Annotated in this window: 14 protein-coding genes; 9 read left to right on the top strand and 5 right to left on the bottom strand. The window is 71.1% G+C overall.

What is annotated here, in order from left to right; translation table 11 throughout:
• Positions 1 to 3: 3 nt before the first annotated feature.
• The 4 genes from V1351_RS09700 to V1351_RS09715 are packed head-to-tail and all read right to left on the bottom strand — an operon-like array spanning position 4 to position 3,041.
• The gene (locus tag V1351_RS09700; RefSeq protein ID WP_338747946.1) at positions 4 to 501 is read right to left on the bottom strand and encodes a peroxiredoxin; all 498 of its coding nucleotides are present in this window, start codon (positions 499 to 501) and stop codon (positions 4 to 6) included.
• Between the two features lie 22 nt (positions 502 to 523).
• Positions 524 to 994, bottom strand: coding sequence for a DUF3052 domain-containing protein (locus V1351_RS09705; RefSeq protein ID WP_338747947.1), 471 nt, complete (start codon positions 992 to 994; stop codon positions 524 to 526).
• The gene (locus V1351_RS09710; RefSeq protein WP_338747948.1) at positions 994 to 2,517 is read right to left on the bottom strand and encodes a PH domain-containing protein; all 1,524 of its coding nucleotides are present in this window, start codon (positions 2,515 to 2,517) and stop codon (positions 994 to 996) included. The genes V1351_RS09705 and V1351_RS09710 overlap by 1 nt, the downstream gene beginning before the upstream one ends.
• Positions 2,517 to 3,041: a PH domain-containing protein gene (locus V1351_RS09715; RefSeq protein WP_338747949.1), complete on the bottom strand. Its 525-nt coding sequence runs from the start codon at positions 3,039 to 3,041 to the stop codon at positions 2,517 to 2,519. Before V1351_RS09715 ends, V1351_RS09710 begins: the two co-directional genes overlap by 1 nt.
• A 65-nt stretch (positions 3,042 to 3,106) precedes the next feature.
• On the opposite strand from V1351_RS09715, the gene fdhD reads away from it, so the two are divergent.
• Complete coding sequence (gene fdhD / locus V1351_RS09720; RefSeq protein WP_338747950.1) at positions 3,107 to 3,985, top strand: formate dehydrogenase accessory sulfurtransferase FdhD; 879 nt, start codon at positions 3,107 to 3,109, stop codon at positions 3,983 to 3,985.
• A 120-nt stretch (positions 3,986 to 4,105) separates the two neighbouring features.
• Positions 4,106 to 6,898, top strand: a complete 2,793-nt coding sequence (aceE, locus tag V1351_RS09725; RefSeq protein WP_338747951.1) for a pyruvate dehydrogenase (acetyl-transferring), homodimeric type — start codon at positions 4,106 to 4,108, stop codon at positions 6,896 to 6,898.
• 307 nt (positions 6,899 to 7,205) lie between these two features.
• Here aceE and V1351_RS09735 read toward each other — a convergent pair whose 3' ends face one another.
• On the bottom strand, positions 7,206 to 8,279 hold the full coding sequence (locus V1351_RS09735; protein ID WP_338747952.1) for a glycerophosphodiester phosphodiesterase family protein: 1,074 nt from the start codon (positions 8,277 to 8,279) through the stop codon (positions 7,206 to 7,208).
• Positions 8,280 to 8,300: 21 nt separating this feature from the next.
• Here V1351_RS09735 and argG point away from each other — a divergent pair, with 21 nt between their 5' ends.
• From argG to V1351_RS09770, 7 genes are all read left to right on the top strand, one after another.
• Positions 8,301 to 9,728, top strand: a complete 1,428-nt coding sequence (argG, locus tag V1351_RS09740; RefSeq protein WP_338747953.1) for an argininosuccinate synthase — start codon at positions 8,301 to 8,303, stop codon at positions 9,726 to 9,728.
• Between the two features lie 50 nt (positions 9,729 to 9,778).
• A complete protein-coding gene (locus V1351_RS09745; protein WP_338747954.1) occupies positions 9,779 to 10,957 on the top strand; it encodes a PucR family transcriptional regulator in 1,179 nt (392 codons plus the stop codon).
• A 55-nt stretch (positions 10,958 to 11,012) separates the two neighbouring features.
• Positions 11,013 to 12,194, top strand: coding sequence for an acyltransferase domain-containing protein (locus V1351_RS09750; RefSeq protein WP_338747955.1), 1,182 nt, complete (start codon positions 11,013 to 11,015; stop codon positions 12,192 to 12,194).
• Positions 12,191 to 13,189, top strand: coding sequence for a beta-ketoacyl-ACP synthase III (locus V1351_RS09755; protein ID WP_338747956.1), 999 nt, complete (start codon positions 12,191 to 12,193; stop codon positions 13,187 to 13,189). Before V1351_RS09750 ends, V1351_RS09755 begins: the two co-directional genes overlap by 4 nt.
• A gap of 70 nt (positions 13,190 to 13,259) precedes the next feature.
• Positions 13,260 to 13,511, top strand: a complete 252-nt coding sequence (locus V1351_RS09760) for an acyl carrier protein (RefSeq protein WP_185992152.1) — start codon at positions 13,260 to 13,262, stop codon at positions 13,509 to 13,511.
• Between the two features lie 78 nt (positions 13,512 to 13,589).
• Complete coding sequence (gene fabF, locus V1351_RS09765) at positions 13,590 to 14,837, top strand: beta-ketoacyl-ACP synthase II (protein ID WP_338747957.1); 1,248 nt, start codon at positions 13,590 to 13,592, stop codon at positions 14,835 to 14,837.
• Positions 14,837 to 16,276, top strand: coding sequence for an acyl-CoA carboxylase subunit beta (locus V1351_RS09770; RefSeq protein ID WP_338747958.1), 1,440 nt, complete (start codon positions 14,837 to 14,839; stop codon positions 16,274 to 16,276). Before fabF ends, V1351_RS09770 begins: the two co-directional genes overlap by 1 nt.
• Positions 16,277 to 16,290 lie beyond the last annotated feature (14 nt).

Below are 16,290 nucleotides of genomic sequence, written 5' to 3' on the forward strand. Positions count from 1 at the left end.
AGACTACCCGTTGCCGACCGCCGCAGCGCCACCGAGCAGCTCCTGCAGGGCGCGGTCGTAGCCACCGAAGTCACGCCGCTCGCCCGCCGGGTTGACCAGCCGCCAGGCGACCCGTCCGTCCCGCCCGACGAGGAAGGTACCCCTCGCGGCCATGCCGGCGCCCTCGTCGAAGACGCCGTAGGCGGACGCGACGGCACCGTGGGGCCAGAAGTCGGAGAGCAGGGGGAAGAAGTACCCCTCGCGGTCCGCCCACGCGCGCAGGCTGAACATCGGGTCGCAGGAGATGGCCAGCGTGGTCACCTCCGCGGACTCGAAGCGCCCGAGATCGTCGCGGATCTCGCGCAACTCGCTCGTGCAGACCCCGGAGAAGGCGAAGGGGTAGAACACCAGCAGCACGGCGCGCCCGGCGGTCAGCTCGCCGAGCGTGACGTCCGCGCCGTTCTGGTCGCGGAGGGTGAAGCCCGGGGCGGTGTCGCCGACGTCGGGGATCTGCTGACTCATGCCGGCAGTGCGCCGGCCCGGCTCAGGCGACACCCTTGCGGGCCGCCAGTCGGGTGGCGACCCAGCCCTCGGAGCACATCACCGAGCCGGAGGTGTGCAGGCCGGCGGTCGTCGCCGCCTCGTCGACCTCGCTCGGGTCGACCTCGCCGTGCTGGCCCGGGCGCGGGGTGAGGAGGACGATCGAGGACCCCTCGGCGAGCGTGCCCAGGGTGTCGACGAGTGCGTCGGTGAGATCACCGTCGTCGTCGCGCCACCACATGATCACGGCGTCGACGACACCGGTGTAGTCCTCGTCCTCGAGCTCGATGCCGACCACCTCCTCGATGGCCGCCCGCAGGGCCTCGTCGACGTCGTCGTCCCAGTTGTACTCCTGGACGATCTGGTCGTGGGCGAAGCCCAACTTGTCCACGGCGCCGCGAGCCATCTGCTCTCCCCGGGCCGTCGAGTCCCCACTCAAGGTCGTGGTCCTTCCTTCGGTTCGGTCATCAGTCATCAGGGCCAGTCCACAGGGTCCGGCGTCGGATCGCAACCAACGGGCCCGCTCGAGCGCTGTCTGGCGTGGCTCGCCCGCTCCGCCGCGAGGCGTTCGAGACACTGCGCATCAGCCGTCGAGAGGTGCTTCGCGTCGGGTCGTACCGGGCCCACGGTACTGACGAAGTCGACGCTGGCGAGGTCGAGACGACGCGCCCACGGCCCCTGGTGGAGGGTCATCGACTGGATGCGACCCCACGGCACGACCTGCAGGACCCGGTCGAGCCACCCGGAGCGGATCAGCACGGCGCGCCTCCCGGGCAGGTAGCCCATCCGTCGGTGGGCGAAGGGGTGGAACCACCGGGCCGCACGAGGAAGCCCGACGAAGTCCTCGGGCGTGTCGTCGACGAGCGAGGCGATCTCCGCCGTCGTGCCGGGGTCGGCGGTCACCGCCTCGAGCAGGTGGAGCACCTCGGCGGTGGTCGCCGCCGGGACGAGGACGCTCTCGCCGGAGTCCCCGTCAGCGGAGGCGATCTTCGCGCCGGCCACGTTGACCTTCAGCGACCACCAGCCCGGACGGCGCCAGAGGACCGGCTGCCTGACCTCCAGGGCCTGCACCCGGTGCAGGGGGATCGAGGAGTGCCGGGTGTCGGTCAGTCCCCGCTGGCTGGTGAGCGTCGTGCCCCGCAGCGCGAGCGTCAGCCCGTACCACCGGGTGAGCTTGATGAAGCTGCGCATGCCGGTGACCAGGACGAGCGGCAGGAATCCGCCGATGACCACGCCGAGGTCGGCGACGGTCAGCACCAGCGCGAGGGTGAGCAGGACGACGAGGAAGATCGTGTCCCAGGAGAGCAGCACCGAACCCACGAGCCGGTGCGCGGGCATCTGCAGCAGCGGCCGGACGGGCTCGTCGACGTGGTCCGGTCGGACGGGACACACCGATCGGCCCGCGGACCCGGCCGACTCGGGCCCCGGGGCCGGCCAATCCGTCGCCTCGCCCGGGTCCGGTGGGGCGGAGGGGGCGGGCGCCCCCTTCGCGTGGGCCGCCAGGCCGAGCAGCCGCGCACGCACGGCCTCGGCCTCGGCGTGCCTGAGGTAGGCGATGGACACGTGCGAGTCCCCGCCACCGGCGGACTCCACCCGCACCTCGGACAGGCCGGTGACCCGGGCCAGGAGCGGCCGGACGAGGTCGACGGCCTGGATCCGGTCGTAGCGCACCTGACGGTGCTGGCGCATGATCGCGCCCTGGTGCATCTCCAGGTCGCTCTCCCCGAGCCGGTAGCGGGTGAACCACCAGGACAGCAGACCCAGGAGCACGGCCCCGACCACGGTCAGCCCCACGAGGACGGCCGGGACGAGCAGGGAGGACGAGCCCTCGCCGGGCGCCGGTGGCCCGGTCGCGCCGACGATCCGGTCGACCTGCTGGGAGAGGACGTAACCGAAGACGGCGATGACCACCAGACCACCACGGATGAACGGCGAGAGGGGATGCACGCGCGAGAAGCCGTCGTCACCCCCTTCGCCGCCGGGAGGATGATCGGGCATCACAGGCCGGCCCGCTGCGCCTCGCCGTGGGCGGCGAGCCGGACGCGCAGCTCCTCGGCCACGTCGACGGGCAGACCGGGGATGTCCCCGCTGCTCGCCGGGGAGGCGGTGTTGACGGTGATGTCGGCAAGACCCTTGGACCGCTTGTACGGCCCGGAGGAGATGTCGACGTACTGGATGCGGCCGTAGGGGATGGTCACCAGCGAGCGCCACATGCGGCCCCTGCGGATCGCCAGCTCCTCCGGCAGCTCCACCCAGCTGATCGCGGCGACCTGACGCGGGATCAGCCACATCAGCCACAACCAGACGATGACGAGGACACCGGTGGCCACCGCCAGCCACGGTGTGAGGAGGATGGCGGCCACGGCGGTGGCGAGGGCCGGCGGCACGAGCACCGCCGTGGCGCTCACCCGCCGCACGGTCGTCAGGTCGGGCGAGACCGGTCGCCACTGCGCGCCGTGGTCCCCCGTCAGCGGCAGCACCGCCGGTGCGGGCGAAGGGGGCCGGGGCTCGTGATCATCCACGGGCACCATCACACCAGACCTCGTCCGTAGGCTGGTCACATGGTCGGGCGAGGGAAGAGGTGCGCATGGGACGGATGACGCAGCGGTTGCGCGCCCAGCGGATGGGCGATCGCTCGGTCAGTCGCCTCGAGTCACTCGCCGTCGAGGAACCCCTGGAGATCCGGGTGGCCTCCCTGCCCGCCGCCGGGCTGGCCGCGGGTGGCGCACCGAGCGAGTTGCGGCCGCCGTCGACGACGGTGACCACGACGATGCGCCTGCCCGGTGACGACTTCGACCTCGCGTTGGGGCACTTGGTCACCGAGGGGCTCATCACGGACGCCGAGGACGTGGCCGCGATGATGCACTGCACCGACACCGACCCGGACGGCTCGCCGACCTTCAACGTCGTCGAGGTCACGCTCGCGGCGGGTGTCTCGCTGCGGCGCCCGGTGACGGCACGGACCGAGGTCGCCACGAGCGCCTGCGGCGTCTGCGGCTCCACCTCGGTCGACGACCTGCTGGCGGCCCTGCCCCACTCCCCCTCCGACGACCCGGCGCGACACACGTTGGAGCACATCCACCTCGGGATGGCCGCCATGCGCGAGCGCCAGAAGGTCTTCGAGGCCACCGGCGGAGTCCACGCCGCCGCCCTGCTCGCCCCCGACGGACGCCTCCTGGTGGTCCGGGAGGACATCGGTCGGCACAACGCCGTCGACAAGGTGATCGGGTGGGCCGCGCGCGAAGGGGGTCTCCCCCTTCGCGGTCACGTGCTGCTGGTCTCCTCCCGGGCCGGATTCGAGATCGCCCAGAAGGCCGCCGTCGCCGGCGCCCCGGTGCTCGCCTGCGTCTCCGCCGCGACCACCCTGGCCGTCGAGGTGGCGCAGCGCAGCGGACTGACCCTGCTCGGGTTCGTCCGGGGGCCGAGGGCCACCGCCTACGCCCATCCGGAACGCGTCGACGACTGAGCGAGGACAGCGCCCTCGCTCGTTCGGCGACCCCGGCTTGTGACGCGCGCCACGGGCGAGGGAAGATGAGTGTGTCCTCCGACACCCACCGGGGGACAGTTCTTCGGAAAGGACGACGACGTGCCCGGATCTGCCGATCACCTCAGCGACGGCCCCATCCTCAACGGCATCCCCACCCACCTGCCGGACATCGACTCCGAGGAGACGGCGGAGTGGCTCGAGTCGCTCGATGCCGTCATCGACGGAGCGGGGCGGGAGCGAGCCCGGTACGTGATGCTGCGGCTGCTCGAGCGGGCCCGGATGAAGAGCGTCGGCGTCCCGTCGTTGACCACGACCGACTACGTCAACACGATCTCCCCGACCAACGAGCCGTGGTACCCCGGCGACCAAGAGGTCGAGCGGCGCTACCGGGCGTGGATCAGGTGGAATGCCGCGATCCAGGTCCACCGCGCCCAGCGCCCGGACATCGGCGTGGGCGGTCACATCTCCTCGTACGCCTCGGCCGCGACGATGTACGAGGTCGGCTTCAACCACTTCTGGCGGGGCAAGGACCACCCCGACGGTGGTGACCAGATCTTCTTCCAGGGGCACGCCTCCCCCGGCATGTACGCGCGAGCCTTCCTCGAGGGACGGCTGACCGAGGAGCAGATGGACGGTTTCCGCCAGGAGGCCGCCACCCTGGCCGGTGACGCCGATAACGGCATGCCCTCCTACCCGCACCCGCGGCTGATGCCGCAGTTCTGGGAGTTCCCCACGGTCTCGATGGGGATCGGCCCGATGAACGCGATCTACCAGGCGCAGTTCAACAAGTACCTGCACAACCGCGGCATCAAGGACACCTCCGAGCAGCACGTGTGGGCCTTCCTCGGGGACGGCGAGATGGACGAGGCGGAGAGCCGGGGTCTGCTGCAGACCGCGGCCTTCGAGGAGCTGGACAACCTCACCTTCGTCATCAACTGCAACCTGCAGCGTCTCGACGGGCCGGTGCGTGGCAACGGCAAGATCATCCAGGAGCTCGAGGCCTTCTTCCGCGGCGCGGGCTGGAACGTCATCAAGGTCGTCTGGGGACGAGGCTGGGACCCGTTGCTGGCCGCCGACCACGACGGCGCCCTGGTCAACCTGATGAACCAGACGCCCGACGGGGACTACCAGACCTTCCGCGCCAACGACGGTGCCTACGTGCGTGAGCACTTCTTCGACCGTGACCCGCGCACCCGCAAGCTCGTGGCGGACTGGTCCGACGCGGACGTCTGGTGGAAGCTCAAGCGCGGTGGCCACGACTACAACAAGGTCTACGCCGCCTACCGTGCCGCGATGGAGCACACCGGTCAGCCGACGGTCATCCTCGCCAAGACGATCAAGGGATACGGCCTCGGTTCGAGCTTCGCCGGCCGCAACGCCACCCACCAGATGAAGAAGCTGACGATCGAGGACCTCAAGGGCCTGCGCGACGGACTGCGGATCCCGATCTCCGACGAGGAGCTGGAGAAGGATCCCTACCTGCCGCCCTACTACCACCCGGGCGAGGACGACGAGGCGATCCAGTACATGAAGGAGCGCCGCGCGAAGCTCGGGGGTGGCCTGCCGGAGCGCCGTGTGGACTACGAGCCGCTGAAGCTGCCGGCGAAGGAGAAGTACGGACAGCTGGCCAAGGGGTCGGGCAAGCAGGAGATCGCGACGACGATGGCCTGGGTGCGCCTGCTGAAGGACCTCATGCGCGAGAAGGGCTTCGGGGAGCGGATCGTGCCGATCATCCCCGACGAGGCGCGCACCTTCGGCATGGACTCCTTCTTCCCGACGAAGAAGATCTACAACCCGCACGGGCAGAACTACACCTCGGTCGATGCGGACCTCATGCTCGCCTACCGCGAGTCCGAGACCGGGCAGCTGCAGCACACGGGCATCAACGAGGCCGGCTCGGTGGCTGCCTTCACCGCGGCCGCGACGAGCTACGCCACGCACGGCGAGCCGATGGTGCCGGTCTACATCTTCTACTCGATGTTCGGCTTCCAGCGCACCGGCGACGGGATCTGGGCCGCGGGTGACCAGATGTCCCGCGGCTTCATGCTCGGCGCCACGGCCGGTCGCACCACGCTGACCGGTGAGGGGCTGCAGCACGCCGACGGGCACTCGCCACTGCTGGCCTCGACCAACCCTGCGGTCGTCTCCTGGGACCCGGCCTACGGCTTCGAGATCGCGCACATCATGCACCAGGGGCTGGAGCGGATGTACGGCGGCGACGCCCCGCAGGGCGACCCCAGCCGCAACGTCATCTACTACCTCACCCTCTACAACGAGCCCCTCGTCCAACCGCCCGAGCCGGAGGACCTGGACGTGGACGGACTGCTCAAGGGCATGTACCGCTACGCCGTTGCGGACGACTCCGGGCTCGGGGACACGCCGCCGCGCTGCCAGCTGCTCGCCAGCGGTGTCGGCCTGCCGTGGGCGCTGGAGGCGCAGGAGCTGCTGCGCGAGGACTGGGGCGTGGCCGCCGACGTGTGGTCGGTGACCAGCTGGACGGAGCTGCGCCGTGAGGCGATGCGGTGCGACGAGGAGCGCTTCCTCCACCCGGAGAACGAGCGGCGCACGCCGTACGTCACCCAAGCGCTGGAGGGCGCCGTCGGCCCGATCGTCGCCGTCTCGGACTACATGAAGCAGGTCCAGGACCAGATCCGCCCGTGGGTGCCGGAAGAGTTCTCGGCGCTCGGCACGGACGGGTTCGGGTTCTCCGACACCCGCGCGGCCGCACGCCGGTACTTCCACGTCGACGGTCCGTCGATGGCGGTGCGGGCACTGCAGATGCTCGCCGACCGCGGGTGGGTCGCCGAGGACATCCCGGCGAAGGCGGCCGAGAAGTACCGCCTCCTCGACGTCACCGCCGGCACCTCCGGCACCACCGGCGGCGACGCCTGAGCACACCCCGAAGGGGGCGCCCACAGCGTGGCAGGATCGCGGTGTGGGCGCCCCCTTCGTCGTGTCCGTGAGCCGGGACCCTCGTTCAGCACCGGTCGCGGGTGCGTCGCGAGCCCAACCGGCCCACCCTGCGCCAGGTCCACCTCATCCGGGCCGCCGGGCACGACATCGGCCCGGGATCCCTCGGCGAGAACGTACTCACTCGAACCGCACACTCCCCGGCACCCGTGCGAGTACGGCGGCTCGCTCGACGACGCATGGCCACGGGGACGTGCACGGTCTGGAGTCCTCCCTCGGCTGTGGCGGGTCAGTTCCCGCCCAGGAACTGCGCCCTGGCCTCGACGCACAGGTCGGGATGGTCGCAGAAGATGCCGTCGACACCGGCGTCGAGATGGGCCACGACCTCGTCGACCAGTCGCCCGTGAGCCGCCGGGTCGTCACCGATGCGGTGGTCGCGCGGGAGGAAGGCGTTCTCCGCGCGGAAGGTCCACGGGAAGACCGCCAGGCCCGCTGCGTGGGCGTCCGCGACGAGGCGGGTCGCCTCCCCCAGCCGCCCGTCCGTGGTCCACGGGATGACCTGCGTCTTCTGCGGACTGACCGCGTCGGCCCACCGGGCGACGTCCTGCAGGGCCGCCGGAGTGAGCAGGTCGGCGCAGGTCGTCCCCTGCGCACGCAGGTCGAAGGGGGCGCCGCCCACCTCGGTGAGCAGGAGCGAGTGACCGCGGTACCCGCAGGTGCGCAGGTTCTGCAGGGCGCTCGGCTCGAAGCACTGGACCCAGGCCGCGGCGCCCGGGTCGTTGAGGCCGTGCTCCTCCAACAGGCGGGTCACCTCGGCCTCGGGGTGGTGGCCGAGCTCGCGCAGGTAGCTCGGGTGCTTGATCTCCGGGATGATCCCGATGGGTCGTCCGTACTCTCGCGCCAGGTCCGCGCGTTGGCGCAGCACGTCCTCGAAGGTCATGACCGGGTACCGACCGTCGTAGCGGGCCGAACCGGGGCGCAGTTCGCCCAGGCGCTCCGTGGCCCGCAGCGTCCGCAGCTCCTCGAGGGTGAAGTCGTCGACGAACCAGCCGGTGACGACCGTGCCGTCGACCCCCTTCGTCCGCCGGCGGCCGGCGAACTCGGGGCGGTCGGCGACATCGGTCGTCTCGGAGATGTCCGGCTCGTGCCGGTCCACGAGCACCCCGTCGGCCGTCATGACCAGGTCGGGCTCGATGTAGTCGGCGCCCATCGCCACGGCCAGCTCGTACGCGGCTGCTGTGTGCTCGGGTCGGTATCCGCAGGCGCCGCGGTGCGCGAAGATCAGGGGTGCAGCACTCCTCTCGCGACGTGACCGCGCCCACGGGATGGCGCACGGGTCATGGCAGGTCGTCGGTTGCCGCACCAAGGTCCTAGGGTGGGGCTCGTGTCCAAGGTACTCACATCCCTCCCTGTTGGTGAACGTGTCGGCATCGCCTTCTCCGGTGGTCTCGACACCTCGGTGGCCGTCGCGTGGATGCGCGAGAAGGGGGCGGTGCCGTGCACGTACACCGCCGACCTCGGCCAGTACGACGAGGACGACATCGAGTCGATCCCCGGCCGAGCGGGCCAGTACGGCTCCGAGCTCTCCCGCCTCGTCGACTGCAAGGGACCACTGGTCGAGGAGGGACTGTCCGCGATCGCCTGCGGCGCCTTCCACATCCGCAGCGGTGGCCGCACCTACTTCAACACCACGCCCCTGGGCCGCGCCGTGACCGGCACGCTGCTCGTGCGCGCCATGAAGGAGGACGGCGTCTCCATCTGGGGTGACGGCTCGACGTTCAAGGGCAACGACATCGAGCGCTTCTACCGATACGGCCTCATGGCCAACCCCGGTCTGCGGATCTACAAGCCGTGGCTCGACGCCGACTTCGTCACCGAGCTCGGTGGCCGTCAGGAGATGTCCGAGTGGCTCACCGAGCGTGGGCTGCCCTACCGCGACAGCGCCGAGAAGGCCTACTCCACCGACGCCAACATCTGGGGTGCCACCCACGAGGCGAAGACCCTCGAGCACCTCGACGAGTCGATGGAGATCGTCACCCCGATCATGGGCGTGCCCTTCTGGGACCAGTCCGTGGCCATCGAGCCCGAGGACGTCACCGTCCGGTTCGAGCGCGGACGCCCGGTCGCCCTCAACGGCGACGACTTCGGCGGGGACGCCGTGGCCCTCGTGCGCGCGGCCAACGACATCGGTGGCCGCCACGGCCTGGGCATGTCCGACCAGATCGAGAATCGCATCATCGAGGCCAAGTCCCGCGGCATCTACGAGGGTCCGGCGATCGCGCTGCTGCACACCACCTACGAGCGCCTGGTCAACGCGATCCACAACGAGGACACGATCGCGAGCTACCACGCCGAGGGCCGCCGACTGGGTCGTCTGCTCTACGAGGGCCGCTGGTTCGATCCTCAGGCGCTCATGATCCGCGAGTCGCTGCAGCGCTGGGTCGCCTCCGTGGTCACCGGTGAGGTGACCATCCGGCTGCGTCGCGGCGAGGACTGGACCATCGTCAACACCACGGGAGAGCACTTCAGCTACCACCCGGACAAGTTGTCGATGGAGCGCACCGAGAACGCCGCCTTCGGCCCGGTCGACCGCATCGGTCAGCTGACGATGCGCAACCTCGACATCGCGGACAGCCGCAGCAAGCTCGAGGTCTACGCCGCGCAGGACCAGCTCAGTGGCGGCTACCTCGAGATCATGGGCGAGCTGGAGGCAGGCGGCGGCGACCGGATCGCGGCCAATCCCCTTGCCGCAGGTAGCGACGACGACGACGAGGCACTCGACCGGGCGGCCATGGAGTTCGGCACCGACTGATCCCTCCAACGCTCGTGGGTGATTGTGCTGTTCACACATAGACTGCCCACATGTCGCGTCGTGGCCTCGTCTCCCTGACCACTCGTCGCTCGGTGCGACGCAAGGGAGGTGAGCTCGCCACAGCGGCGACCAAGCGGCTCGAGGACAGGCACGACTGGTACGCCACACTCAGCGCTCGCGAGCGCTCATGGGTCGGCATGGTCGCGCAGGCCGGTATCGCCAACTTCATCAACTGGCTCAACGGCACCGGCCCCGCGGACACCCGCACCATCTTCGGCGCGGCTCCTCGGGAGCTGACCCGGACCATCAGCCTCGCCCAGACGCTCGAGCTCGCCCGGACGGTCGTCGAGGTCGTCGAGGAGCGCGTGGAGGACCTGGCCCGCCCCGGCGACGTGACCGACCTGCGCGTGGCGGTCCTGCGCTACTCCAGCGAGATCGCCTTCGGCGCGGCGCTGGTCTACGCACAGGCCGCCGAGCAGCGCGGCGCCTGGGACGCACGGCTGGAGTCACTCATCATCGACGCGGTGATGCGCGGTGAGGTCGACGAGTCGATCCGCACCCGCGCCGCGGCCCTCGGCTGGGACGGTGTAGCGGATATCGTTGTGCTGGTGGGCAATTCGCCGCACTCTCCCGAGGGAGACGATCCGGCGGGGGCGGTGAGCGCCGTCCACCGGGTCGCCCAGCGCCTCGACGTCCCGGTGCTCGCAGGAGTCCAGGGCGCCCGACTGGTGGTCGTGATCGGTGCGGTCACCGATCCTCGGGCGCGGGTGCGTGACCTCGCCGAGTGCTTCGCCGACGGTGACCTCGTCCACGGCCCTCTCGTCGAGGACCTCGCTGAGGGCGCCCTGTCCGCTCACGCCGCCGTGGCGGGCCACCTCGCCGCAGACGGTTGGCCCGGTCGGCCGCGCCCGGTCGCGGCCGACGACCTGATGGCGGAGCGCGCGGTCGCCGGCGACCCGCTGGCGCGGGCGACGCTCGTCGAGACCGTCGCCACTGCGCTGGCGGACCACCCGAGCCTGCTGGAGACGGCTCGCACGCACCTCGACTCCCCCGGCCTGGAGGCGACCGCCCGCGCGCTGTACGTCCACGTGAACACGGTGCGCTACCGACTCGGCCGGATCGCGGACATCGTCGGGTACGACCTGACCAACCCGCACGAGGCCTTCACGGTGCGGGTGGCGCTGACCCTGGGTTCGATTGTGGAGGATTCCTCCAAAATCGTGGGGTGATTCTCTGGTGGGGTCGACGTCGCGCGGGCCCCCCTTCGCCCGCGAGTCTGGAGACGTGCTCGCCATCACCTGTCCCGGCCAGGGCTCACAGACGCCCGGCTTCCTCGCCCCGTGGCTCGAACTCCCCGGAGTCCCCGACCGCCTCCACTGGCTCTCGGCCGTGGCCGGCATGGACCTCGAGGCCCACGGCACGACCTCCGACGAGGCGACCATCAAGGACACTGCAGTCGCCCAGCCACTGATCGTCGCGTCGGGTCTGCTCTCCCTCCTCGCGCTGTTCGAGCACCCGGCCGACGGCTTCCGCGTCGTCGGTGCCGGCGCCGGCCACAGCGTCGGGGAGATCACCGCGGCCTCTGCCGCCGGTGTGATCAGCGCGGAGCAGGCGATGGTCCTGGTCCGCGAGCGGGGCCGCGGCATGGCCACGGCGGCCACGGCCACCCCGACCGGCATGAGCGCCGTCCTCGGCGGCGACCCGGACGAGGTCACCGCGTCGCTGGAGTCGCACGGCCTCACCCCGGCCAACGTCAACGGCGCCGGGCAGATCGTCGCCGCGGGGACCCTCGAGCAGCTCGCCGCGCTGTCGGACAACCCGCCGGCCAAGGCCCGGGTCATGCCGCTGAAGGTCGCCGGAGCCTTCCACACCGAGCACATGGCGCCCGCCGTCGACGACCTCTCCCGCCTGGCTCGTGCCGTCTCCGTCCACGACGCCCGCGTCCCGCTCGTCTCGAACGTCGACGGTGAGGTGATCCACTCCGGCCGTGAGGCCCTGCGCCGTATCGTCAGTCAGGTGCGCAACCCGGTGCGATGGGATCTGTGCATGGAGACGATGCGCGACCTGGGCGTGACCGGCATCATCGAGATCCCGCCGGCCGGCGCCCTCACCGGTCTGGCCAAGCGCGGGCTCAAGGGCGTCGAGACCCTCGCGCTGAAGTCCCCGGACGACCTCGAGGCCGCCCACCGCATGGTGCGCGAGCACGGCTCGGCCCGCGACGCCTCCCAGCCCACCTGGCGACTGATCACCGCGCCGGTGAAGGGGACGGTGGAGATCACCGCCAGCACGCCGGGCACGGCCGTCCCGGCCGGTGACGTCGTCGCCCGGATCTCCTCGCTGCGCGACACCCGCGAGGTGCTGGCAGACCACTCGGGCACCGTCGTGGAGTGGCTCGTCGAGGACGGCGACCCCGTGTCCCCCGGCCAGCCGCTGTTGCGCCTGCACCCCGAGGGTGCGATCGCATGAGCCGCCTGACGGTCCCCACCGAGTTCCACCACGCCCGGATCACCGGCACCGGCAGCTACCGCCCGGCACGGGTCGTGCCCAACAGCGAGATCGTCGAGGCGATCGACTCCTCCGACGAGTGGATCCGCGAGCGCTCCGGCATCGAGTCACGTCACCGCGCCGCACCGGACGAGAGCGTCGTCGACATGTCCGAGCACGCCTCCCGGGCCGCGCTGGAGTACGCCGACATCGACGCGAGCGAGATCGACACCGTCATCGTCGCCACCGTGACTCATCCGTACCAGACCCCTGCTGCCGCACCGGAGCTCGCTGCCCGGTTGGGCTCGCGTGCCGCCGCATTCGACCTCTCGGCCGCGTGCGCCGGCTTCTGCCACGCGCTCTCCGTCGCCAACGACCAGGTCCGTGCCGGCACGGCCGAGAACGTCCTCGTCGTCGGCGTGGAGAAGATGCTCGACTTCACCGACCCGACGGACCGGGGATCGGCCTTCATCTTCGGCGACGGCGCCGGAGCCGCGGTCGTCTCGCGCAGCGAGACCCCGGGCATCGGTCCGACCGTGTGGGGCAGCGACGGCGACAAGAAGGCGCTGATCACCTCGCGCAACTCGTGGATGGAGCTGGCCGAGAACCGCGACCTGCCCTGGCCGGCGATCGTCATGGAGGGGCCGAGCGTCTTCCGCTGGGCCGTGTGGTCGATGGCCAAGGAGGCCCAGCGGGCCCTTGACGCCGCGGGGGTCCGGGCCGAGGACCTCGCCGCCTTCATCCCCCACCAGGCCAATGTGCGCATCATCGACCAGATGGCCAAGGAGCTCGGGCTGCCGAAGGACCTGCCCGTCGCCCGCGACATCCGCACCACCGCCAACACCTCCGGTGGCTCCGTCCCGCTGGCGATGGACCGGATGCTGCGCGAGGGTGAGGTCGCCCCGGGTGGCCTGGCCCTGCTGATCGGCTTCGGCGCCGGCCTCGTCTGGGCCGCGCAGGTCGTGTCCCTCCCCTAGTTCACCCGTCGGTCCGACGGGATCTCGGACCACCCACACCCCGCAACACCCCGACACAAGGAGTACCCACATGGCCCACACCGAGCAGGACATCCTCGCAGGCCTCGCCGACATCGTCTCGGAGGAGACGGGAGTCGACGCGTCCGAGGTCACCGCGGACAAGACCTTCACCGACGACCTCGACGTCGACTCGCTGTCGATGATGACCATCGCCGTCACCGCCGAGGAGAAGTTCGGGGCCAAGATCCCCGACGAGGAGGTCAAGAACCTCAAGACCGTCGGTGACGCCGTCAACTACATCAAGGCCAACCAGGCCGCCTGAGGCCGGTGACCTCCCCCCTTCGTCATCATCGAAGGGGGGAACCACCCCTCTTCCCACCCCGCAGCAACAGGAGTCCACATGACCTCTCCCCGGCCCACCGTCGTCGTCACCGGTCTTGGCGCGACCACCCCGCTCGGCGGCACCGCCGAGGAGACCTGGCAGGCCGCTCTCGCCGGCCGGTCGGGCGCCGGCCCGCTCGACGCCTCGTGGGTCGAGGACTACCAGCTCCCGGTGACCTTCGCCGCGCAGCTGGCCACCCCCGTCACCGAGGTACTGAAGAAGGTCGAGACGAAGCGCCTCGACCCCTTCGCCCAGTACGCGCTCGTCGCCGCCCGGGAGGCCTGGGCCGACGCCGGCGCCCCCGAGGTCGAGCCCGAGCGCCTCGCCAGCTCCGTCGGCACGGGCATCGGAGGCGTGCAGACCCTGCTGGCCGCGTGGGAGTCCCTGCGCACCAAGGGAGCCCGACGCGTCTACCCGCTGTCCATCCCGATGCTCATGCCCAACAGCGCCGCAGGAACCGTCTCCCTGGAGTTCGGTGCCCGCGCCGGCGCGCACACCCTCGTCTCCGCCTGCTCCTCCGGCGCGGAGTCCATCGCCTACGGGCTGCACCTCATCCGCGAGGGCCTGGCCGATGTCGTCATCGCCGGAGGCTCCGAGGCGTCGGTCCACCCCCTGCCGATCGCCGGGTTCACCCAGATGCAGGCGCTGTCCACCCGCAACGACTCCCCCGAGACCGCCTCACGCCCCTACGACACCGATCGGGACGGCTTCCTCCTGGGCGAGGGTGGCGCGATCCTCGTGCTGGAGTCCGAGGAGCACGCGAAGGCCCGCGGGGCGACCATCATCGCCACCCTCGCCGGAGCCGGCGTCAGCGCCGACTCGCACCACATCGCCGCCCCCGAACCCGAGGGCGCCGGAGCCTCACGAGCCATGGCCGATGCCGTCCGTGATGCCGGGGCGAACCCGAAGGACCTCAGCCACATCAACGCGCACGCCACCTCCACCCCCGTGGGTGACGTCGCCGAGGTCGCGGCCATCCGGCGGGCGTTCGGCGCGGATGCGGACCACATGGCCGTCAGCGGCACCAAGTCGATGACCGGCCACCTGCTCGGTGCCGCCGGCGCGCTGGAAGCGGTCTTCGCCGCGCAGTCGATTCGGGACCGCAAGGCCCCACCGACGATCAACATCGAGAACCTCGACCCGGCCGTCGACCTCGACGTCGTGCGCGACACCCCTCGCGACCTCCCCGAGGGCGACCTGCTCGTCCTCGACAACTCCTTCGGCTTCGGCGGGCACAACGTCGCCCTCGCCTTCGGGAGCTACTGATGGCGCGCCAGCCCAACGCCGCCTCGGCGAGCGTCTCGAAGAAGGTCAAGGTCCCCCGCGAGGAGGACCCCCGCAACCCGAACCATCGTCTGGCCGGCTTCCTCGACGACGACTCCCTCGTGCTGATCACCCCCGACGACGACTCCGGCATGCTCGCTGCGACGGGCACCGTCGACGGCCAGCCCGTCGTCGCCTTCTCCAGCGACGCCACCGTCATGGGCGGCGCGATGGGTGTCGCCGGCTGCAAGGTCGTCGTCGCCGCCTACGAGCGCGCCCTGGCCGACGGTGTCCCGGTCGTCGGGCTGTGGCACTCCGGCGGTGCCCGCCTGCCCGAGGGCGTGGTCTCCCTGCACGCCGTCGGTGAGGTCTTCGCCATCATGACCCGGGCCTCGGGCAGGATCCCGCAGATCTCCGTGGTCATCGGTGCTGCCGCCGGTGGCGCCGCCTACGGGCCGGCGCTGACCGACATCGTCATCCTCGCCCCGGAGGGACGGATCTTCGTCACCGGACCGGACGTCGTCCGCTCGGTCACCGGCGAGGACGTCGACGCCCTTCGCCTCGGCGGTCCCGAGCCCCACGGACGGCGCTCCGGTGTCGTCCACGTGCTCGCCGAGTCCATCGACGACGCCTACACCCGCGCGGGTGTGCTGTGCGAGCTGCTGTCCGACCAAGGTGCCTTCCGGCTCGGCGACGTCGCCGATGTTGATCTCGCCGAGCAGCTGCCCGAGTCGACCAAGCGCGCCTACGACGTGCACCCTCTCATCGAGATGCTGCTCGACACGGGCCCGGTGCAGGAGCTGCACGCGCGGTGGGCACCCAACATCGTCACCACGCTCGGCCGCCTCGGTGGCCGCACCGTCGGTGTCGTCGCCAACAACCCCATGCGCCTGGGTGGGTGCCTGGACTCCTCGTCCGCGGAGAAGGCGGCACGCTTCGTGCGGATGTGCGATGCCTTCGGGGTGCCGCTCGTCGTCCTCGTCGACGTCCCCGGGTACCTCCCGGGCGTCGGCCAGGAGTGGGACGGCGTCGTGCGCCGCGGTGCCAAGTTGCTGCACGCCTTCGCGGAGGCCGTCGTGCCGCGCGTGAGTGTCGTGACGCGCAAGACCTACGGCGGTGCGTACATCGCGATGAACTCGCGCTCCCTGGGCGCCACGAAGGTCTTCGCCTGGCCGGACGCGCAGGTCGCCGTCATGGGTTCGGTGGCTGCGATCCGCATCCTGCACCGCCGACGGCTGGCGGAGGTCGACGAGTCGGAGCGCGCCGCCGTCGAGCAGGAGCTCGCCGACGAGCACGAGCGTCTCTCCGGGGGCCTGCCGCGTGCCGTCGAGATCGGGGTCGTCGACGAGATCGTCGAGCCCACCCGAACCCGCTCGGCCGTCGCCACCGCACTGGCCGAGGCGCCCGCCCGACGTGGGGAGCACGGCAACATCCCGTTGTGATCGCGGTAGCCTCG

The organism is Janibacter sp. A1S7, from assembly GCF_037198315.1.
Lineage (GTDB): Bacteria > Actinomycetota > Actinomycetes > Actinomycetales > Dermatophilaceae > Janibacter > Janibacter alittae.

Excerpts from the sequence above, each read along its gene's own strand:
- V1351_RS09710 (WP_338747948.1), bottom strand. The coding sequence starts at position 2,517 with ATGCCCGATCATCCTCCCGGCGGCGAAGGGGGTGACGACGGCTTCTCG.
- V1351_RS09760 (WP_185992152.1), top strand. The coding sequence starts at position 13,260 with ATGGCCCACACCGAGCAGGACATCCTCGCAGGCCTCGCCGACATCGTC.
- V1351_RS09700 (WP_338747946.1), bottom strand. The coding sequence starts at position 501 with ATGAGTCAGCAGATCCCCGACGTCGGCGACACCGCCCCGGGCTTCACC.
- V1351_RS09770 (WP_338747958.1), top strand. The coding sequence starts at position 14,837 with ATGGCGCGCCAGCCCAACGCCGCCTCGGCGAGCGTCTCGAAGAAGGTC.
- fabF (WP_338747957.1), top strand. The coding sequence starts at position 13,590 with ATGACCTCTCCCCGGCCCACCGTCGTCGTCACCGGTCTTGGCGCGACC.
- V1351_RS09755 (WP_338747956.1), top strand. The coding sequence starts at position 12,191 with ATGAGCCGCCTGACGGTCCCCACCGAGTTCCACCACGCCCGGATCACC.
- fdhD (WP_338747950.1), top strand. The coding sequence starts at position 3,107 with ATGGGACGGATGACGCAGCGGTTGCGCGCCCAGCGGATGGGCGATCGC.
- V1351_RS09705 (WP_338747947.1), bottom strand. The coding sequence starts at position 994 with ATGACTGATGACCGAACCGAAGGAAGGACCACGACCTTGAGTGGGGAC.
- V1351_RS09745 (WP_338747954.1), top strand. The coding sequence starts at position 9,779 with ATGTCGCGTCGTGGCCTCGTCTCCCTGACCACTCGTCGCTCGGTGCGA.